Source organism: Anaerobiospirillum thomasii (genome assembly GCF_900445255.1).
Lineage (GTDB): Bacteria > Pseudomonadota > Gammaproteobacteria > Enterobacterales > Succinivibrionaceae > Anaerobiospirillum_A > Anaerobiospirillum_A thomasii.
Window position 1 is genome coordinate 327979 of sequence record NZ_UAPU01000005.1, and the last position, 21323, is coordinate 349301.

Genomic DNA, 21323 nt, shown 5'->3' on the forward strand with positions numbered 1-21323 from the left:
GCCTAAAATCAGAGCTTTAACAGATCATCTTTTAAATGCAGCGACAGATAGACAGTATTATCTGCCTCATCTACATCAAAAAATGGCTCATCAAATCTGTCATAGCATATATCATTGATAAACTCTAAAGGCACCATATAGGACATATATTTATGCTCTGCAGCCTTGTCCTTGACCAAGGACAGTGAGATACACTCATTGTCATCACACAAAATATCAGATAAAAAGGCTTTAGCCTGCTTATCAAGCAAGGAGGCAGTGCCCTCGTTCTCAGATCTATCCTCTGTTTTATCCTTATCTTCTGTATTATGTAAAGAGCCTTGATCTACATCCTGTGACTGTACACTTTGTGTGTCAGTATCCAGTGCCGCGCTCTTGTGGGCAGCAGATGCATTTACATCTTGTGTCTCTGTCAGAGCAGATGCACCTGTTACAGTGTTTATAGGGCTGCTGTCAGTATTAGCCTCATCCTGAGAGTTTAAGAGGTTTTGAGAGTTAGTATCAGTGCCTTCTTTAATCCTGCCTATAACATCTACAAGCTCGACACTTTCTTTTTGCTTTGATCTGATTAAATCAAAGTTTAAATTAAAGATCTGACCCTTGGCTGAGCGTGAGTTTTGCAGATCTGTATTTTTATATTTAATATTAAAAAGACGCAGTATGGAACTTACCTTTTGCATAGTTCCAGGCATAAAGTTATTGGTAAAGATTATATGTGAGGAAATCTTTAAAAGACTTTCTTCTAAAAAGTTGTGCGGCAGGCGTCTGGTTCCATGCTGCAGATATGACTCAAGCTCGTCATAACTATTGTCGCTAAAAATTTTTAGATTCAAAGTGTCTATTAAAAAATCATGCAGCATATACTGGCTTAGATACACCCTAAACAAAGTCTTCTGCTGCACATCATCAGGGGCTTTTACATGATGATCTGCAAAAAATCTAAAGATCTTTTTACCATAATTGTACAGATACATTTTTATAGTATTGTTGCACTGCGTGTGCATAATATAGTTTTGCAGCAGGGTATCAATATTGTTATTGGTTATATAGCCTTTGAACATATACAGCACCTGCTCTAAAAAGAGCATATGCTCAAAACAGACACCTAATGAGCATTTTCTTATCGCATCAGACTCAAAGGTCTCTTTGCTGAAGGCAGCCTTTAAATCAAAGCACAAAGAGCCTGCATCCTTTAGATCAAGATTGCTGTCGCCATATGAGAGCAGAGGAAAGACATAAAAATCAAGATTTAGAAAAAACAGCAGGTTTAGATGAAAATTATTTGTAAGATCGCGTTTTAAAAGCGGTTCTATAAGCTCTTTTTGCGCATCTGTCTGCTCCAGGCTCTTGGCCAAGTGCGCTAGTCTGTCATCAAGCCCCTCAAGCTCAAAGTATGAGTTTTTGAACAAAGACAGATTAATAGCATAAAAAAGATGTTTGTGATGATAGTTTAAAACTACATCATGACACATGCTTAAAATCTGTGTGTCAGTGTATATATCCATATACTGGCTAAATATAAAAGTTATATGGCTGAAATGTCTATCATTATGCACCATATTTAAAGAGTAATTTACAGCACTTTTTACAAGATTGTCTGTAAAGCTGTTGTGTACTGTAGTTCTGTAGGCTCTGTCAATTGCAGATGTAAACTGAGCAGATTCTACATACGAGCAGATCTTCTTTACTTCATATCCTAAAAGATGTTTAAATAAAACTGCATTGTCTTTTAAAAAGAGATTTATATGCTGTATAAAGTTTTGAGTAAGGATAAGAACATTGTCTGATAATAAAGTAGTATTGATTCTGTTATCGTTATGTAAAAGTCTTCTGTAGGTATAAGCAAAAAATTTTAAGGTATAAAAGTGCAGCAGGACTGTAGTATCAAGATTTTGCAGAGCATTGTCTATCTTATTAAGCTTTGTATCATAAAAAGCCTCTGACAGACGTATATTACAAAAGGCCTCGATAAGATCGCAGCTAAAAAGAGCAGGGGCCTTAAGATCTATAATATAGCGTATAAGATCAAAGGCACTTATATCTTTTTGCCTCTTGTATAAAAACACCACATAAAAGGTTAAGATCAGATCATAATTATCGTTAAAATGCTTTTTAATGCGTCTGTAGCTAAGATCATCTAAAGAATCAGTACAGTCTTTTTCAAAAAGAAACTTTAAAATAAGTAGATTGAACAGACGGGTGCCGCCATAAAGTCTGTGCCTGGCACCAAATTCAGATAAGTGATCGCCAAAGGAGTACAGATAGGATTTAAGCTCAGCGCACTCAGGTACAAAGGCTACATTTTTATTTATAAGATACTCATTTTTATTGGAAGTTAGATAATAGACAGTCAAAGGGTCATCTTTGTGCACATATTTAATCTCAAGGCTCCTATCATCAATAACACCTTTATAAAAGCTATCACCAAGCGGTTTTATGGCATGGTTGAAATTGTTCTGTATAAAAAGGCTTAAAGATACAGGCATGCTCTTTTTGATATTCTCAAATATACGCTCAAAGATATGTTTTTTATCCTGCAGATCAAAATCAAGCGTGTTCATGAGTTTGTTGTCATGCAAAAGCTTGCACATATACAATCCATTCTGCACGCCCCTTAAAGGAAACTGACTCTTTTTTACAGTCACAGGCTGTGAGTACATGCTGCTAAGCTCATGCTTTTTAACACTGCTGCTATGCTTTAGATATAAAGCCTTAAGCTTTTTGCCAATCTCACAGCTCTCATCAATCTCAAGCTTGCAGCTGTGCAACAGAGCCAGGCGCAGCAGTATATTGACAACTAAGGCAGTATGCTCCTCATTTAAAGCCTTTAGTACAAAGGGTGATTTAAAATCTGTTGCATAGATTTTGCTGTTGGAGACAAAGGTATAGCAGGCCTTAAGATAATTTACGCCCTCAAATGGCAACTGCATTGAGTTTATGATCTGACTTAAACCTTCACGCTGTGACAGATCGAGCTCATTAAATGGCGCTACAAGAGATAAAGCCTCAAAGACATGCAGCATAATATTGTAATTGGCAAGCTTGATATTGGCTCGTGCAAGCTGTGTCTGCTGCACCTTGTTCACAGCTCGCGTGGCGCTTTTTAATACCTGTATGACAGATATATCCGGATCATTATGCAAATCAGGTTTTTTAGTTAAAATGATGCTGTCATTAAAGTTAAGCCTCTTTGGAATATAGCCTGGCACCACCTTTATATCAAAGCGCAGAAGATAGGAGCACAAGTCATAAAAACAGCGCTGCGAGTCTGCGTTAAACTCATCTTGTGTAGTATCTAAACATAGGTTTTCATACAGCTCGCCTATAAGATAGTTTTTAATGCGCAGATTGAAAGTATCTCCCCTAACTTTTAAGGCTGCATTTTTTAATTTTGATGGCAGTTCTGAAAAGTGTGCAAGAGCATAGTGTGCTGTATAGCGGGGACTTGATATAACATCTGCAGCTGACATAAGCGCCTCATTTTTGAATAAAAAATTATTATCGCACTTTTTGGCTAAACATATTGTATAAAATGTCATAAAATCACGGTATTTTATTGTTTGACGATATATTAAAAAGATCGCATAATATTTTTTTAGATACAGCAAAGATTTAGATTAATAGGACTGAGAATTGAAAAAATTAGCCCTTGCTGCCCTGTGTGCAGTTTTTGTTACCTCTCAGGCTTGTGCCAATGTGTTTATAACAGTTAAAAATGAAAGCACAGAGGACTGCTCTGTAGCCTTTCATGCCCGCATAGATAAAACCAAATGGCTTACAGTAGGCTGGTACGTTTTTGCCTCTGGTGAAGAGGCTCCTGTCATTTTAGACAAGGTCAACGATATTCATGATGTTTTTGTCTATCATGACTGCCCGCGCTCTATAAAGCCAGAGGATGAGACCAAAAAGGCCTGGGTTCTTGAAAACCGCAAATTCATAGATGAGGTCTCACGCGAAAAGGAAAGCGGCTACGTTGAGAAAATTTTTGTCCGTCTTGCTGGCGATAAATTTATTATCTCAGGACCATCCTCATAATCTACAATCCATGGCATAAAACTTGCTTCTATATACTTAATTACAACAGTAATGGCAAAAATTGCCGTATATAGAGGACAATATTATGTCTGGTTTATTATCCACACTGCATATGGCAGGGCAGGGTCCTGTTAAGAGCAGAGGTGCCACACAGGCACAGGATCTGCTCTATCAGAATACTCTGACGCCTGCTGTACGGTCAGTAGATATCAATGACGGTACTTCCTTTAGTGCCGCTATGGCTGCGCTTATGCGCAATGGCAGCGATGGCTTTGGATCATCAGACTTCAGTCTCGATGGGACACATGCTGCTCAGGATGCTCACAGTGCAGATGCTGCAGATAAACACAGCGATTTTTCAGTGTTTGAATCAACAAATCCTGCCATCAGAGAGTTTGGCATTTTAATGCAGCCTCCTTCAAAGGATTTTGAAATTCTAAAGAGCTCACCACTGAATGTTGAAGGATTCAAGTCACTTGGCAGGCTAAGTGATCAGCTGGCTCTTGCAGGTAAATTTGCCAATGCAATTTACGCAGCCTGATATTTAAGGCTGCCCTGCAGCCTTAAAATCAGTATCCTGTGAAAATCTGCCTTAAAATATTGGTGCCTTACATGGTACTGATATCATCTTTGCATGTGAGCATAGTGCTTTAGCATGATACTTATTTACAGTGTCTATAAAGCATATGCTCTTCTTTTATCCTTATCTTTGATCTTATTTCTGATATCTATCTTTTATAGATGACGTTTTCATATAAGCTTGAATATCTTGCCTTATGCCGTCTGATAGATCTTTATCCTAGAGTAAATATAGCATCAATCTATAACACAAAGACTATACAGTATGACATTAGAACAGTAGCGGCAATCTGAACTTAAGGCAGGCTTATTAAGTAGTCTTGAGTGCTATGGACTGCAGGGTCTTATCTACGGTGTAGCTTTGATGGGTTAAATTGCAGGTATAGCTGCACCTAGAGAATTTATGAGCATTGCTTAGATTTGTATCAAATTAGGGTAGAGATTTTAAGGGTAGAAAATGTCAAGATTACCATCTTAGATCTGTAATTGTAAACCTTTAAAAAAATAGAAAAGCCAGGACTTTTAAAAAAATCCATACCCATGAACTTAAGCCTTGATTGTAACATCAATTTTGTGCGGTATTAAAAAGTCTTTCGTCATATGGTGTGTATTGTAAATTTTATCGACCAGGAGGCTTACGTCCTTTTTAAGATCTATATCCCTTTGTGATGGTTTAGTTCGCATCATAGAATCTAAAAGACCTTCAAACTTGCTGATCTCATTGTATATTGTAGACTTAGCGCCTTTGACCATGGCTTTTAACAATGGTCCTATATCTCTGATAGAGGAAGCCATCTTTAACAGAGATATTTCCCGTTTTTTACGTTGGTAATCTCTTTTCTTTTTCTGAAGCTGTTTTGCTATAAGCTTTTTGATGAGGTATGAGCCAATACTTGCATAAATAAAGAGCAGGATAATTTCTTTGATGGACGAATTGATAGAGCAGAGGCTGTTGCTACTTTTAAGTGCTTTAAACATGATCTCGCAGGACCAGCGCGTCCTGTAAGTATCAGCTATAACTGATGCTGCTACACGGCTTGCATCTATGTTGGTGATGAAATAATTAAATTTATCATCAACAGGATTATAGATACGAATCATCCTTAAAACGGTATCATCGTTAACCTGCACAGCCATATCAACCAGAGGATATTTGCTGCCATTTAAGTGCTGACATGGTTTGCATCCTTCAAATTCATGTAACGTGGCTCCGTTGCCATCCATTGCATGAATAATCTTATAGGCGCAATTCTCCTTGCCTCTGAATATAAAATAATGCCCCTTGGATATAAGTAGCAAATATAAAGCTTCAGATACATATCCCCTGTCGCACAGATATAACACCTGCTCATAGATATCTGGTGACAGGTGCTCTCTTTCATTGGCTACAGCCTCCGTAATATCAATATGTGTAGGCATATTGTTTACAATAGAAAACCCCGTATGCAGTTTAATAGCGGCAGATTTTTTATCAGGGTTGGTCTTGTCAGGATTACGTGTTTTAGCCTTGCAGCTAAAGTTGTCATAGGCTGAGTATCTAAGGGAGATTTCAGAGCCGTCCACCATGATAATATCATTAACACCGACACTCTGCCTGTAAGCCTCAAGCAGTTTCAGACCAGTTTCATTAGTATCGTCTTTAACAAGCATAGAGAGGTTTTCTATAGTATTCTTCATAACTTCAAGCAGTCCCTCTGAACGCAGACGGTTGTGAAGAGCCTTTGAAGATATATCAATGCCAAACATGTCAGAATAGCACTTATGAAATCCATTTAAAGTAAAAGTTATATTGTTAGAGTTTTGGTTAGTAGAGGCATATGTTAAAAGAGCTGAGAGAAGTTCAGCTATTGTAACTTTTCTTTGCCTTTTGAGTGTGCCATTTTTTCTGGCAAAATTATTAATAAGCTCTTTTCTGAAGACGGTTAAAATATTTAAGAGTTCAGCTCTTTGAATATAGAGATTAATTTGAGATAATAAAGACATAGCAAGTTTTCCTTTGTTTGGTTTGGTTTGGTATATTATACCATGGAAACTTGCTATACCCCATAAAAATCCTTTATAAAACAATCTGTTAGATCGTTTTTAATACTTCTAACAACTTCTTTTTGTATCAGAATTGTATGTTTCCAAAAAAATCAAACAAAAAACCCGCATCGAGGTCTTTTGCACTAATTTTTAGCACGATAGAATGCGGGTTTGCGGAATGATTTTAAGCCAAAAACTTCTGGATTTTAATAAATGCTTAAAAATCAAGACTTTACTAAGATCCTAGGTATGAAAAAAATCTGCGGGCAGTGATGTGCTTGAAGTATGGTGTAGCAGATCATATGGGAGATGAATTTTAGCTCCGAAAGTTTTATGAAATATACTTATATAGACACCTTTAATATGAAGAAAAAATCTAGAACTATTAAATAATAACTATAGTTATCATAATGTTACATAAAGTAGTTACATCCAAAAATAGCAAAAATGTCAATTTTTGTGAGTTGGTGCACATATAAAAAATATATGCATATTTTTTATAACAAAGCAGTCAAAATGATAAAACTGGAAGGTTGAAGCACATAAAAATAATATGATACAAAAGATAATTGAAATTAAACATACATTGGTTTTGTGTGTTTTTTCACTACAGATGTTAAATTGCAAAAAGATATCAGCGTCAGCTTTAAAGCCTACAGCTGATGTCAAACAAACTTGCGAGATTATTATGATAATAAAAAGTGCTTATACAAAATCTTCATTTTCAAAGACTGCAATAGCGGCAGGACTTGAAAGACTGTTGAATCTACATACATATAAAAAATATACTCATATGGGGGGGGGTAATTTCAAGCATACTATTGGTAGGAGTGTTATTTAACCCATTATCTCTACAGGCTTCTGAAAGCGCTCATTTAAAATGTGATGTTCAGCTTAACGGTGATTGCAAAATTAAAACACATGATTTTACAGATCCTAAAAATCAGTCAGATCCCTATACAAGTATTTATAGCCAAGCTACCGATATCAATAGTAATGGTAATATAAATGGAACTCATATACAGTAAGATACCCATGACCCCATAATTTATCAAAAATCAGATCAGGTTGCGCAATATCCCTTGAGAGGTGGGTATCAGGTAGATGCGGGCAGTATCATGCCTACCCGCGGTGATAGATTAGTTCTTGAATATGTCAAACTCGGTATAGTCAAAATCTTCAAGCAGCTTGACCATATCCCAGGATTTGATCTGACCTTTAGGTAGTTCGCCGTTATCCACGTAGTACTGCGTCATGGCCTTGTTAATGCAATGGGCATACATGCTGTTATTAAGCCTTCTCAGATATGACTCAGTATCAATACCATTGAGCTCAAGTGTCTTATAAACAGTCACTATCTTGCACAAATCCTGCATATTATGCGCACTGACCTTCTGTTTCACAGAGGAGCGTATCATGGTCATGCGACGTATCATATTCTCCACATGATTAGAGTCAGGTGGCACCTCCACATTCTCTATGAATGTTGTAAAACTGTCCTTGTGGTTTAAGTAATAAATCAGAGGTTTGGCATACAGGCTTGATTTGGATTTGGCTCTGTATTTTCCAGTTCTCGTCAGCTCCACGTAGCGATCTTTTATAGATTCTACAGCTGCATCTATGCTTTCAAACAAGTCTTTCATTTGCTCTCTGTTTTCCAGCTTGTAATTTATATATGTGTTGCGATCTATAGAGCCATCATTCTGATAGGCACTTTCAAGCTCATAGATTTTAGCTATGGCATAGAATATCTTGAGCAGAGCGGCAGGTGCCTTGATATGCTCAGGATTAAAGTCCCTAAGCAGCTTTTGTGTAAGCTCCTGCTCTGTAAGCTTTTCCAAGTCCTGTGCATAAATCCTTGGGTTACAGGCTTTTATAATCTCGCGTCTGAAATGTGTAATACAGGTCTGCCATTTTCTGCGCTCCAGTCTTTGGCAGATACTGGCATATACAGGGTAGGCATCAGAGATCAGATACTCAAACTTAAAATCATCTGTAATAACATTGCCAATACTCTCTGTAGATCTGCTGTTGACGTAGGTGAAGTACACAAGTTTGACATCAGATGCAGGAGCAGAGGCTAAGGTCATAATATAATTTCTTGAATTGATCTCAAGCTGGCCTTTATCTCTACACTCCTTCATTTTGGCGCTCATATTGCCCTTACCCTGACTGTGTAGACAGTCAAATACGGTTTCATCGGCAAGTAGCACCTTCAATGTCTTAGCCTTGTTATATATCATCTCGTACAGAGGATTTAAATATATAGCCACATAGTCACTGACATTGTATGGCAGTGTGTCATGGCCAAGCTCAAAGCCTTTGGTCAGCCATGAATTAAATCTGTCTACAGGTATACCGTTATATTCAAACTGGCATATTGAGCGTATAAGTGACATGCCTATGCTTCTGTTAGGTATAACAGGGAAATCGTCCTTATCCTTGTCAAAAGCCATTTCGCAGGTGCCGCATTTTTTACAGACATAAATATCATTACCCTGAGATACGGCATCAATAGCATCTCTTAAATCACTGCTCTTACGTATAAAGGTCGATACCTCTGTTTTTAGATTTATTACATCATCGCTGTCGCATTTACTGCACTTATCTATCTTATTCTGTGAGTTTCTTTCTTTGGCATTGTTCAGATTGCCGGTCTTCTGACGACCTCTGGTCTTCTTGCCGTTACCTTGAGTTGAACCGCCTCCTTTATTGGAGTGTTTAGGCTTAATCTCAAGTGTTTTAAGAATATTCTCAAGCTCAGTAGCCCTCTCTGTCATACCATTCTTTACACAGTACTCATATACAGAGCGTGCTAATGTTTTAATCCTCTCAAAATGGCGGGACTGATTTTTATAAGAGCCATTGAGATTAGCCATCTGCTCTTTAATATTATTTATTTCGCTGACGATATTGTCGTTATCTTGTGAATTGTTGCCATCCTGAGATTGTACATTGTTCTTTTCTTCATTATTTGTGGCAGCACTAGATATGCTGCCCACGTCTGAGCCTTTAGGTGCAAAACAGCTATTGGAAAATGCAGATTTATAATTTTTAACGCAGGACAGACACTCTTCAAATATATTTTGAATGGTAGTTATAACATCCCTGGAAAATGCATCTTGAGGATAAATGTTGAATATTGCGAAGAAGATCTGACGATCTTGTGTTAGAAGATCCGTGGAGTGGTAATTTTTAATATGACCTTCTGGGGTATTTTTAGCTCACAAAAAGACAAAATCTCATCCCTTTTGGCTTACTTTTTTATTATTTCATCATCATTTTTAATTTGTCAATACCTTATTTTTGTAGAAATTCCCGTTACTTTGAACCCATGAGGCTTAAATCTAGCTAGTGTAGCAAAACAAATTTCAATAACAACATATTGATACATAAGGAAATATTGTCCATAAAGATCTGGCTGTGCTACGCTAGAAGATCTTGAAATATTTTTTTAGAAGATCTTTAAAAGCACCATAACTTGTATTGTTTTTGAGAGATATCTAACATATTGGCGTCATATGTCACATAATATGTAAATTAAAGGAACACGCTCCTTTTGTCTAAAAAGAACATGCTCCTTTAATTAAAAGAACATGCTCCTTTAATTAAAAGAACATGTTCTTTTAACTTGTACCTTTAAATGTTCCTTTAATTGTAATTTTTTGATTATAATCAAGTGGATACTCAACAAAAAAGGCCAGCTTTTAAGCCAGCCCTTGTCTACTTTACCCAGTTTTATTTACCAAGCCTGGCTATAGCCTCCAGTATAGCCTGCTGCTTGTCATCGCTTTGCTGCTCCAGCCGCTTGGTTAAATGTGCGTTGGTCTTGGTTTGCTCCGCTAAAAGAGACTCAAGCTCTTTTATCCTTTCATCCTTTTTAGCAATTTGAGCATCTTGCTCTTTTAGCTTCTCCTGAGCTAGATGCAGCTCCTTTTGTGCCTCTGACATAAGCTCACCTATTTCCTTATGCTTTGCATCATACTCATTTTGCAGTCGGGTTCTGTCGGCATTGATCTTATCTCTAAAAGACTCAAACAGGTTTAATGCCACCCTTTGCATGTCCTGCTGGAAGCTTTCTGGCATAGTTTCATTAAAACTGGCCTCCATAATGGTTTTATTGTACTGACGCATAAATGCTGATATGGTTTTATTAGCGCCTCCGACAAGCTCTTTAATAGCACGTATAGTCAGTTTTTTACCTTGCTTATTAAGGGTAGATACAGCCTCATCAAATTTCTCTTTGGTCAGATCGTCACGAAAAGCTTTTTTATCTGATTTAGATGTTGTCATAATAATTATTCTCCAGGTTTTAAAAGAGCATGCTCTTTTGATTTAATCTTCATCAACAGAAGTACGGCGGGAAGTGCCTGGTACAATAAGTGTGTAATTATTGTTAGAGCATCGCTCAACAATAGATTCTGACAGTGAATCACCATCAATACCTCCTTTTAAAATATCAATCCAGGCATCTGGGGATTTTTGAGAGAGAATCACTGTGCTCTTTTTGCCATATCGCTTGTCCAGAATGTCAAATAAAATGCTTTTCTCGTCAGCATCATATGGGGTGAGGCAGAAGTCGTCCAGGATAAGCATGCTTTTACCTGTTATAACTTTTAACTTGGTGGCGTAGCTTGCAGAGCCTAAATTCATGTGCAGGTTGGCTATAATGTCTTTGGTTGAGTAGTATAAAGTTGAGTTGCCAAGACAGCAGTTGCGTCTCCCTAAAGCTGAAGCAATAAAGGTTTTACCAGATCCAGCTTTACCGTATATGGTCAGGTTGTAGCACTTTTCTACAAACTCAAGAGAGCTTAAGCTATCTATCTTATTGATAAATGTAGGGTCACTGCGTTCTAGATCTTTTAATATCATGCAAAGCTCTGCCTTTACCGGCAGTCTAGAAGCTTTAATTAAAGACTCCTGACGTCTTTTATTTCTTGTATTCTGCTCAGCTGTGAGCATATTGGTCAAAATGGTATCAATGCTGGTGGCCTCCAGCTCCTGAGGGTTGTTTACATATGCATTAAACTGCTCTAAAGCTCCCCTCATATCCAGCTCACGTAATAAAGATTGAATATTTGTAAGTGACATAATTAACTCCTAGCTAAGTTGATTTTTTATATAAGCAAAGCGCTCATCGTATACAGCATGGCCATTTAAAAATTCTTTAGGCCTAGATTGGTTCTCAGAACCCTGCGTAGATGAGGTTTGTGATGTGATTTCTTTTTGAGGCAATGGCCAGAGCATGAGATCGCAATGTCCTAAGATGACAGCTTCACCAAGGGCCATATAGGTCTTGTCATTGTAGACGTCATCATAATTGTATATGGCAGGCTTTTCATATCTCTCCCATATCTTTATAAGCTCAGAACATATGATACTGTCAAAGCCTTTGTACATATGCTCTTTGACGCAGCGATCAAAGATGCTGTAGTGAGCTTTATTGGCTTTAACAATGGTCAGGAATTTGTGTATATATCTTATTTTGTCAGCATATCCATATTTGCAGTGCGTGAGCTGGAAATCACACCAGCTTTTAACATGCTCCCCAATAGCTTCTGCCCACTCCAACAGTAAATCTTCTTGATTTTTTATGCTAAAGATGTCATATATAAGGTGTTGTTTTTCAATAACACCATGGATGGCTGACAGGCCTTTTACGCCATCCATTCTTTTATAACTTACAATAACAGTATCAAGGCTTAAAAAACTAACTGTCTGATTAGTGGTATGCACTGTGACTTTCTGTCCAATCCATTTAGATGGTATTGCGTATGTATGATCTTCAAAAGTAAAGCGGGCAGTCTCAGACACTGTTATAATGAAGCTTTCAAAGAACCTGTAATCCCATGAGGCAGGCTGTTGCAATAAACCTTTTTCAATATCAAAAAGCTCCTTTCTTGAGCTCTTCATGCCCCTTACCTTGCATTCATTCATCCTGGCAATATGAGGCGCGATAAAAGAGTTTATCTCATCTAATGAACTGAAAGGATTGCCGTCTTTTACGTGGTTGTTGGCAATAGACAGAGCATAACGGGTAACATACTTTACGGCAGCCTCGACAGCGCCCTTGTCTTTAGGCCGTCCGCTGCGACAGGTAAAGACCCCTATATTAAAAAACTCTTTAAAATTAATCATCTCATCTGTAAGCTGACCCTGATAACGAGCAGCCTTCTTAACAGCTGCTTTGAAATTATCAATGCGTATGACATGGGGACAGCCACCAAAATATCTAAAGCTGTCAGCTATGGCATCACACACCACAGGTTGAGACTGATTGGCAATAGCTTTGACAAAGATATAGCGCGATCCGGTAAGTACAGCCACGATAAATGTGGCATAGTGGGTGGCGCCGTTAACCACATAGGGCAATCTAACTCCTGTAAAGTCATACTCAGCCTCACCAGCCATTTCATGCTCTTTCATATAGACAGGCTTCTTAATCTGTTTTTCATGCTCCCGCCATATATGGCATACACGAGATAAAGACAAGAAGCTACTCTCTCCACTCTCAACGAGCTCTTTATTTTTTGGATCATTGAAGTAATAAAGTTCAATCACTGACTTCCTGGTTAAAGCCAGTTTCTTTTGTGACGGTGTCTTTGCCTCAAGATGCGACTTGATATATTTGTCTTGTAGGTAATCTATATCAGGCATAATTTTATTGTTGCTTTGTACAGGCCTTGTCTTTTTATAGTAGAGTTTATGAAGCTCTTTACTGGTCATACCTCCAATAGACTCTCGGGTTAACTTGAGCTCAGCAACTTTACGACGCAGACGCTGTGCCGTGCCATGAGAAAACCCCTCATGCTCCAGCTGTGCTGCCGTCATAGTCAGGGCTTTAATTAAAGCCCGCTTTAAGGTATCTGGATCCATTTGTCCTCCACTACCAATTTTCTTTTTATGTTTTGCAATGTAATTTATCCTTGGCATAAAGCCTCCTTTAAAAATTGGAGACTCTAAGATACCAAAGATGCCAATGTAAGAACGAAGGAGAGGAAATGTTAGTTTTTGTTACTATGATTTGAAACAAAACTTCAAATCGAGGGGAGCTAAAAATTGACCGCAGGTTTAGGTGCAAATAGAGCACTGAAATACAAGTTCATGTTCCGACTCTTCGGATCTTCTTGCACAATATTCAACATAAATTGTAAATTTCTTGTCTATCTCATGCAAAATAGCATGAGCATCCTGAGTAAAATTAGATGCAATAAAACACAATGTCTTATTAGTGCTCTTTAAATCTTCATTCTCCTGCTGTGTCTTTTCTAGCTTCTTTACAGTACGGTTGAGCCTGTTTTCTGTAGTGGTGAGTTTTTTCTCAGTAGTAGTGAGCTGCTTCTCAGTAGTAGTGAGTTGCTTCTCAGTAGTAGTGAGTTGCTTCTCAGTAGTAGTGAGCTTCTTCTCTGTAGTAGTGAGCTTCTTCTCAGCACTATTGAGCTTGCTTTGTACGATAGAAATATCTTTATTGGCTCTATCTAGTTGAGCTGTAGTATTCTGTAATAGTTTTATAAGCTCAGCCTGACTTAAATTTTCGTACCCACTGCTCATAAACAACACCTACTTTTATCCTTTAAATTAGGTATATTTTACCATAGACAAAAGTACCAACAAAGCCCATGCACAAGCCGTTACAGACCTCTTAAAACCCCTCTAAAATGCCCTATGTCGAGCCTTGTTTTTTTGAGAGAGTTTTTTCATCTGAGGGGTGTTATTGATCTGTACAGATCTCTACAGATCTGTGAGAGGTGTTTTTTAGGGCTTATGACAGGCATGCTTTTTGGGCCCTTAAATGTGGCTTTAAGGACCTTTATTTTGTTGTAGATTTGTGATGTCTATCAACTAATTTTTGTAGATATGAGTGCGCTTAACATCAATACAGGCTCTATTTAGATACTGCATTAAAAGCTCTGGAGTTAATTGTCTTGTGGCCTTACCTGTAGCTGAGCTTAAAAGTTGCTGATACCTGCCTTTATTCAGTCTTCTGGTGATAAGTATGGAGCCGTGTTCATCGTGGCCTATAACTTTGGCCACCTCACGTGAGCGTGATATAAAGACAATCCAGTGGCCACCTTTGTTCACATCAATATTTAAATATTCGTGGGCAATAGCAGACAGAGAGCCATAACCTGAGCGCATATCAAAAGGAGCTATAACCAGTGTAATATTGCCTTTGGTGAAATCAATATTCATAGCAGCTGCCTCCCTTATTTAGCTGTGGCACTGTTGTGCAGAGACAGTATGGTATCTGCTATTAGCTTTGGCGCATTGTCAGAGTTGACCTCAAAGGTTACCTGACCATAGCTTATGTTAACCACGGCAGCCTCGCCTTTTAAATTTTTATTTGCAATAGGTTTGGCTTTGACAGCAGCAAGATCAGCTTTGGTCAGCTCTACTACAGATATGGCTGGGGTAGAGTGTTGTAATGAAAAAATTTTTTGTCTTGATCTGCTTATGTAATTAACGAAAGTCTTAAGTTTGATACAGCCAAGCTTGTCAATATTCTGATGATAGTAAGTAGCGACAGTGACGCCCAGAGATAAAATCTCCTCATTCATTCTGTCATATTCATCCTGTGTAAAAAAACCTTTTCTCATTGGACCACTCCTTGCTCTGTTGGGTGTGGGTCCATTATTACAATTTAAAAGTTGTAGGTCTAAATGGTCATGGGTATCTTACCATATACAGATTGGGCATCCCAACCAGGCAACAGGAAAGGAATACTTAATTAATCTTGAAAAAGATAATAAGTTTAATTTGACAGCTCAAGGAGCTGTTAATTTTACCTATTTAGATATGCAAAACACAACTACAGATATTAATCATGGTTTTTATAGGAAGGAAAATGTAATATATGGAGATGGACTACAAATTAAGGTTAATAATCAAAAAAACAAAGATGTTAATTTAACTGGATTTAGGTTTGCAGATAACAATGGAATGAGTAATGGAAAACGAAGTGTTGAATTTAAAGGGAATAATGGCTTAGTGTTTAGAACTGAAGTTTCTGATCCAACAGTAAACTCTACTAATTATTCAATTCACGCAACGAATTCAGAAATAATATTAAAATCCAGTGCTCACTTTTATAGCTCTGAAATTAAAGGAACTAATAACTCACAACTTAAAGATAAATATGGTATTTATCTGGAAAATAGTAGAATTTGGTTTACACCTGAATCTAATAAAAATTCTTTACATATATCAAATCTTGTAAACAATAATTCAGAAATAATCGTAAATAATTTTTTAATACCAGCAGGAAATATAAATAAACAACAAAATACAATTGATTTTAAGTACTCAAAAGAAGCCAATAGTAATGCACAAGGTTTACCAAATTCAAAATATTATTTTGGCACCATTCATAATACAGATCCAAATAAAAAACTCAAATTCAATTATATGGAATACTCCGAGCTGGGAGCTATGCAACATGGATCTTGGGATGAAGGTTTTAAATCTGAACTACCTCTAGACTGTGAAGAGATGAGAGTTATTTATAATTTTTTAACACAAAATCCATCTCCAAGTCCTGATGATCCAGATAATAAACATCGATTTCATGTTGGTAACTATAGAGCTATTACTAACTTAAAACTTGAAAATGGAAAACAACTTTTTGATTATATAGATATCGTAAACTCTGTTGCTGATGGCGCCAATTCTGTAAAAAATTACAGCTATTTTTTAACCAGTGATAAACTTTATGTATTACACAAAAAATTTACACAATCATCAACGATAGAAAAAGAAGGAGAACCAAATCAGCAGACCGACGTAACTGTTGGGCATCTTGATGTGTCGACTGATATTGAGGTTAGTGAAGATGGTAAGGACGGTGCAAATGGCACAAATGGCAATTCAATTCATCATAGTTCTCTTGTCTCAACAAAAAACACCAGTGCTTCACTAGACAGTATTAAGACTACAAGTTTTATTGGTGGAAATGGAACAGCAGGCACAGACGGTACAGATGCTCATTTATTTGGACATGGTGGTGATGGTGGTAGAGGCGGTTCTGGTGGATCTATAGACATTGCACTGGTTGCCTCTAGCAAGATAGCCACAATTTCTGGAACAACAAGTATTACAGCCCAAGGTGGAGACGGTGCAAAAGGTGCTAATGGTGGGAAAAAGAAAACTCATGATAAACATTTAGATAAGTACAATAAAACTCGTCTTGATGGCTATAAGGGCGTAGGTGGCTCAGGTGGCTCTGTAGATCTTGTAGGTTATAGAGCCGTCGGAGAGGGGCCAGGCGGTGCAGGTATTGGTGTCAGGGATGCTATTATCACTCTTGATAATGTAGATATGACATTAATTGGTAAAGCCGGTAAGGGAGCTGAGAGTGGCAAGTTTGGCCGTGACACTGTAGCAGGAACAAATGACAAGCTGCCTAGCAAGGGAGCTGACGGTAAGGTCAGAGTAAGCGGCGTTGATGTTCTTTCAGGTGCCACATTGCATGTTAAAGACTCAGCCAAAATCCACACTGAGGCTCATGTTCATAACAAGAAGGATGGCAAGGCCTATTCATTGTATATGAAGGGAGATGGCTCTCCATTTAATGAAAAGCACAATGCCTCAGTACTTGAGGTAGGAGGCAACCTTGATTTATCCTCATCTATCAACGTCAATGGCAAGGTGGAAAAGGGTAACGGCATCCATCTTGAGAATACTGTAATTGCCTTTAAGGATGATAACGGTGGCAAGGGTCAGTTTGGCAGCAACAAGACCAAGTACTACACCATTACCACTGATCGCGTAGAGTTAAGTGGTGACAATGCCATTGTATTCTACACAGACATTCAAAGCGGCAAGGGTGACAAGGTAGTTGTAACTGACGGTTTTGATATTCTCAAAAAGGGTAAATTAAAGATACGTATTCACTCTGATGCCTCAATTAAAGATCCAACTGAGTTTACCGGCACATTAAATGTAAGCGGCAAACATACTTTAATTGACCTGCCTGATAATATAGGCAAGCTGCCAGATGATGTGTTAGGTCGTATTGATTCAGCCTGGAAGGAGGATAATGGAGCAGTTAAGCTTTCTATCAAGGCAGACATCAGTCAGGACAACAATTTTGATATTGTGGTCAACAATATTGCCTCAAGCAACACCAATCAGGCCTCAAATCCTGTAGAGACAGCCATGATAAATACCTTCTTGATAAACCGTATGGCATTTTTAACCAACTCTGAGTTATCAGAGAGATTTAGAATGCTTAAAAAGGATAACAGCAGGAACTATGGTCTGTGGGTACAGAACTTCTATAAGGATGTAGACTTTGATGTCAATGACAAGATTGGTTTGACAGCCCATGCCAAGCTCAATTCATCCTATATAGGCTTTGATACCCTCAAGAGCTTTGGCGAGTATGATGCCATGTATGGCGCCTATGCAGGTTACAGCAAGATGAAGTCAACTCTTAACCTGTTTGAGGCCTCATCAGATATTAAAAATACCAATGTTGGTATCTATGGAGCCCTGGCCTTTAATACCGGCACTTATTTTGAAGGCTCAGTGCACTATAATCACTTTGACTCAACTGCAAAATCACGTATTGAAGGCGGTTATCAGGGTGAGGATTCTGGCACCTTAAAGATAAACTCCATTGGTACCACACTGGCTGCAGGTCATAGATTTAATCTGGCCTATGACACCGTGATAGATGCTGCCTTAAAGTTTGACTATAAACTCTTTATGGGAGAGAACTTCACTACCAAGAAGGGCCTTGAGATTATAGGCGATACCTACAGCACCTATGGTCTTGCCACCAGTGTGCTTGTCGGTAAGTACTTAAATGACAGACACTCTTTAGTCTATGTCAAGGGCGAGGCAGGTTATCACTACTCAGATATCTCATCAAAGACCTCTGTAAAGGACAGAGCAAAACTCTTTAGCTTTGACAATCCTGACTATGACTTTACCTACGGCTCTATGGCCTTAGGTGTCAACCACAGATTCTTTAACTGTGTAGATGCCACCCTTGAGGCTCACAATTACTTCCTTGAGGGCTCAAAGAGTGACAACTTTGGTATCAAGGCTGAGCTGCGTTATGTCTTCTAAGCTTATAACATCTGCATAAGCACAATACTGCAAAGGAGGCAGGTACAGATATCTGCCTCTTTTTTATCATCCATCATATCCTCATAGTGCTGTTGTAAAAACACTGCCTTTATGACAATGTACATACAGATCTGTCTATCTTAGAGCCATATGTATCCTGCTCTTAGATCCTGCCCATCATTTTTATAATCCTGACTTGTGCGCTTAAAGCAAAGAGGGGTGTAATCTAATCTTAGGTATTTAAAAAAGCATCATTTGTCTGATCTTATCATGCAAAATAGGCTATTATATTTAAAGTGTAAAATAATTGAGGTTTTAATATGCAAGCTTATAATTTCTGTACTCCAACTGCTGTTTATTTTGGCAAGGGCAAGATCAATGTGCTGCCTGAGGTTATTAAAAAACATGGCACCAGGGTGTTACTGGTCTATGGCGGCGGCAGTATTAAAAAGCAGGGTATTTATCAGAAAATTCATGAGCTTTTAGCTGACTGCCAGATCTATGAGCTGCAGGGCGTGGAGCCAAATCCTCGTATTACATCAGTACGTGATGGCGCTCAGATGTGTAAGGATCATAACATCGAGGTCATTCTGGCAGCAGGTGGCGGCTCAGTGCTTGACTGCGCCAAGGCTATTGCAGCAGGCGCCAAATACGATGGCGATCCTTGGGATCTGGTACTTGATAATTCACTGGTTAAAGATGCTCTGCCGCTGTGTACCATTTTAACCTTGTCAGCAACAGGATCAGAGTTTGACTGGGGTGCTGTAATCTCCAATCTTGAGACTAATGAAAAGCTTGCTCTTATCAGCGATCATTTATTCCCAGCAGCCTCAATTCTCGATCCTAGCTATACATACTCTGTCTCTGCCTATCAGACAGCTGCAGGTGGCTGTGATATTATGTCACATATTTTTGAGCAGTACTTTGTTCTAGGCTCAAGCATAGTCAATGACGGCCTGTGTGAGTCAATTGTACGCTCCGTTATGCTCAATACCAAAAAGGCTCTTGAAAAGCCTGATGATGAACAGGCCAGATCAGAGCTGATGTGGGCCAGCTCTCTTGCCTGCAATGGCATATGCTCACTTGGTAATACCCCAAGTCCATGGGTATGTCATGCCATAGAGCATGAGCTCTCAGGCTATTATGATATTACCCACGGCATAGGACTTGCCATATTAACTCCACGCTTTATGCGCTATAGCTTAAATGACAGTACAGTAAAGAGATTTGCCAACTTTGCTGTGCGCGTTATGGATGTTACACCAAATGATGATCTCTACAGCGTTGCCAATGAAGGTATAGACAGACTCTTTGCCTTCTATGAGGAGATTGGCGTGCCAATGCATTTAAAGGATGTGGGTATTGATGATAAGCATTTTGAGGCCATGGCTGAACATGCCATAAAATTTGCACCTCTTGATATGGCTATAAGACCACTTGATAAAGATGATGTTGTGGCAATTTTAAAAGACTGCCTGTAATTTTACTTCTTTAATTTTTTTTAAGAGCAGGGCACTGTATGGTGCCCTTTAAATTATTATGAGCAAAGATATTTATCAGGTGCCATGCCTTGAGGCTGATACGTGCCACCGCAACGAAATTATAATTAAAAAAAGCCGTTTTATTACCTCAATTGGCCATACTAAAAGCACAGATGAGGCCAAAGCCTTTATTGAAAAAATAAGCTGCGAATTTTCTGATGCCAGACATAACTGTTTTGCCTTTAATGCAACAGCGCCAGGCTCTACAGCCTACTGCGGCTGCTCTGATGACGGTGAGCCTAAGGGCACAGCAGGACAGCCTATGCTTACAGTGGTGCTGCACTGTGGGGTAGGTGAGCTTACTGCAGTTGTTACAAGATATTTTGGTGGCATACTGCTTGGCACAGGAGGTCTGGTCAAGGCCTATCAGGACAGTGTCAAAGAGGCATTGGCCACGCTGCCTACACAAGAGCGCATGATACCAGATGAGCTTACTCTTATCTTTGATATGCGCTATATAGATAAATTCCTGCACATGAGTAAAAACTACAGGCTTAGCATTCTAAATACAGTGTATACAGACAAGGTTTTATTTGATGTGATACTGCCAAAAAGTCAGAGTGAAGATCTTATTAAAAATATAAAGGAATTAACACGCGGCGACTTCGTGGTTAGTAAAAAGTCATAGATAACAAAAAATTGACTGTTATAAAAGCACAAAGTATGTCCTGAGAGTTTATACTGCTTTACAGTTGTAAATAAAAGTGCGTTTTAAGCTTTTCTTTTTTTAGTGACTCTCAGGACTTTTCACAGCAAAAAAAATTTGAGTTAAAAAAGTGACGGACAGCAAAAAAGACCTGCAACTAACAGGTCTTTTATGTCATAAAAAATTTAAAGCTAATTGCCACTAAGACCCTTTAGAATAGTAAAAAGCGGATCATTACTGTGATAACGACGTCGCAGCTGATCCATAATTTTATATTCCAACAGTTCAGACACTGGCTTTTTGTTGGTTTCTACAAGTCTTATATAGTTTCCAGAAACATTAAGCTCATGCGCAAGCTCATCACCAGTAAACCCCAGAGCGAGACGTATACGCTTAAAGGTCTGTCCTTCCATTGTCAAAACTCC

At 38.4% G+C, this 21323-nt stretch carries 15 protein-coding genes; 5 read left to right on the forward strand and 10 right to left on the reverse strand.

The window, feature by feature from the left end; genetic code table 11:
* Positions 1-8: 8 nt before the first annotated feature.
* A complete protein-coding gene (locus tag DRZ93_RS01820; protein ID WP_146741081.1) occupies positions 9-3470 on the reverse strand; it encodes a hypothetical protein in 3462 nt (1153 codons plus the stop codon).
* A 163-nt stretch (positions 3471-3633) separates the two neighbouring features.
* On the opposite strand from DRZ93_RS01820, the gene DRZ93_RS01825 reads away from it, so the two are divergent.
* Entirely contained in the window at positions 3634-4035 is a 402-nt protein-coding gene (locus DRZ93_RS01825; protein WP_113744440.1) for a hypothetical protein, read from the forward strand.
* Positions 4036-4120: 85 nt separating this feature from the next.
* Positions 4121-4576, forward strand: a complete 456-nt coding sequence (locus DRZ93_RS01830) for a hypothetical protein (protein ID WP_113745651.1) — start codon at positions 4121-4123, stop codon at positions 4574-4576.
* A 584-nt stretch (positions 4577-5160) separates the two neighbouring features.
* Here DRZ93_RS01830 and DRZ93_RS01835 read toward each other — a convergent pair.
* The 8 genes from DRZ93_RS01835 to DRZ93_RS01875 form a co-directional block, all read right to left on the reverse strand.
* Positions 5161-6597, reverse strand: coding sequence for an IS4 family transposase (locus DRZ93_RS01835; protein ID WP_113745652.1), 1437 nt, complete (start codon positions 6595-6597; stop codon positions 5161-5163).
* A gap of 1181 nt (positions 6598-7778) precedes the next feature.
* Complete coding sequence (locus DRZ93_RS01845; RefSeq protein WP_113745654.1) at positions 7779-9641, reverse strand: IS66 family transposase; 1863 nt, start codon at positions 9639-9641, stop codon at positions 7779-7781.
* Positions 9642-10377: 736 nt separating this feature from the next.
* Positions 10378-10932, reverse strand: coding sequence for a DNA-binding protein (locus tag DRZ93_RS01850; RefSeq protein WP_113745655.1), 555 nt, complete (start codon positions 10930-10932; stop codon positions 10378-10380).
* A gap of 42 nt (positions 10933-10974) precedes the next feature.
* Positions 10975-11730, reverse strand: coding sequence for an ATP-binding protein (locus DRZ93_RS01855; protein WP_113742986.1), 756 nt, complete (start codon positions 11728-11730; stop codon positions 10975-10977).
* Between the two features lie 9 nt (positions 11731-11739).
* Positions 11740-13572, reverse strand: a complete 1833-nt coding sequence (locus DRZ93_RS01860) for a Mu transposase domain-containing protein (protein WP_113745656.1) — start codon at positions 13570-13572, stop codon at positions 11740-11742.
* Between the two features lie 138 nt (positions 13573-13710).
* Positions 13711-14190, reverse strand: coding sequence for a hypothetical protein (locus tag DRZ93_RS01865; RefSeq protein ID WP_113745657.1), 480 nt, complete (start codon positions 14188-14190; stop codon positions 13711-13713).
* Between the two features lie 291 nt (positions 14191-14481).
* Positions 14482-14832, reverse strand: a complete 351-nt coding sequence (gene tnpB / locus DRZ93_RS01870) for an IS66 family insertion sequence element accessory protein TnpB (RefSeq protein ID WP_113745658.1) — start codon at positions 14830-14832, stop codon at positions 14482-14484.
* Between the two features lie 14 nt (positions 14833-14846).
* Complete coding sequence (locus tag DRZ93_RS01875) at positions 14847-15236, reverse strand: hypothetical protein (RefSeq protein WP_113742905.1); 390 nt, start codon at positions 15234-15236, stop codon at positions 14847-14849.
* Positions 15237-16068: 832 nt separating this feature from the next.
* On the opposite strand from DRZ93_RS01875, the gene DRZ93_RS01880 reads away from it, so the two are divergent.
* The 3 genes from DRZ93_RS01880 to DRZ93_RS01890 all read left to right on the forward strand — a co-directional run bounded on the left by DRZ93_RS01880 (position 16069) and on the right by DRZ93_RS01890 (position 20880).
* Positions 16069-18711 (forward strand): autotransporter outer membrane beta-barrel domain-containing protein, encoded by a 2643-nt coding sequence (locus tag DRZ93_RS01880; protein ID WP_146741082.1) that lies wholly within the window; start codon positions 16069-16071, stop codon positions 18709-18711.
* A 320-nt stretch (positions 18712-19031) separates the two neighbouring features.
* Entirely contained in the window at positions 19032-20192 is a 1161-nt protein-coding gene (locus tag DRZ93_RS01885; RefSeq protein ID WP_113745660.1) for an iron-containing alcohol dehydrogenase, read from the forward strand.
* A gap of 58 nt (positions 20193-20250) precedes the next feature.
* A complete protein-coding gene (locus DRZ93_RS01890; protein WP_113745661.1) occupies positions 20251-20880 on the forward strand; it encodes a YigZ family protein in 630 nt (209 codons plus the stop codon).
* Positions 20881-21089: 209 nt separating this feature from the next.
* Here DRZ93_RS01890 and DRZ93_RS01895 read toward each other — a convergent pair whose 3' ends face one another.
* Positions 21090-21311, reverse strand: a complete 222-nt coding sequence (locus DRZ93_RS01895) for a helix-turn-helix domain-containing protein (RefSeq protein ID WP_113745662.1) — start codon at positions 21309-21311, stop codon at positions 21090-21092.
* Positions 21312-21323: the final 12 nt, after the last annotated feature.

Excerpts from the sequence above, each read along its gene's own strand:
- DRZ93_RS01820 (WP_146741081.1), bottom strand. The coding sequence starts at position 3,470 with ATGTCAGCTGCAGATGTTATATCAAGTCCCCGCTATACAGCACACTAT.
- DRZ93_RS01830 (WP_113745651.1), top strand. The coding sequence starts at position 4,121 with ATGTCTGGTTTATTATCCACACTGCATATGGCAGGGCAGGGTCCTGTT.
- DRZ93_RS01835 (WP_113745652.1), bottom strand. The coding sequence starts at position 6,597 with ATGTCTTTATTATCTCAAATTAATCTCTATATTCAAAGAGCTGAACTC.
- DRZ93_RS01850 (WP_113745655.1), bottom strand. The coding sequence starts at position 10,932 with ATGACAACATCTAAATCAGATAAAAAAGCTTTTCGTGACGATCTGACC.
- DRZ93_RS01855 (WP_113742986.1), bottom strand. The coding sequence starts at position 11,730 with ATGTCACTTACAAATATTCAATCTTTATTACGTGAGCTGGATATGAGG.
- DRZ93_RS01860 (WP_113745656.1), bottom strand. The coding sequence starts at position 13,572 with ATGCCAAGGATAAATTACATTGCAAAACATAAAAAGAAAATTGGTAGT.
- DRZ93_RS01865 (WP_113745657.1), bottom strand. The coding sequence starts at position 14,190 with ATGAGCAGTGGGTACGAAAATTTAAGTCAGGCTGAGCTTATAAAACTA.
- tnpB (WP_113745658.1), bottom strand. The coding sequence starts at position 14,832 with ATGAATATTGATTTCACCAAAGGCAATATTACACTGGTTATAGCTCCT.
- DRZ93_RS01875 (WP_113742905.1), bottom strand. The coding sequence starts at position 15,236 with ATGAGAAAAGGTTTTTTTACACAGGATGAATATGACAGAATGAATGAG.
- DRZ93_RS01880 (WP_146741082.1), top strand. The coding sequence starts at position 16,069 with ATGCAACATGGATCTTGGGATGAAGGTTTTAAATCTGAACTACCTCTA.
- DRZ93_RS01885 (WP_113745660.1), top strand. The coding sequence starts at position 19,032 with ATGCAAGCTTATAATTTCTGTACTCCAACTGCTGTTTATTTTGGCAAG.
- DRZ93_RS01890 (WP_113745661.1), top strand. The coding sequence starts at position 20,251 with ATGAGCAAAGATATTTATCAGGTGCCATGCCTTGAGGCTGATACGTGC.
- DRZ93_RS01895 (WP_113745662.1), bottom strand. The coding sequence starts at position 21,311 with ATGGAAGGACAGACCTTTAAGCGTATACGTCTCGCTCTGGGGTTTACT.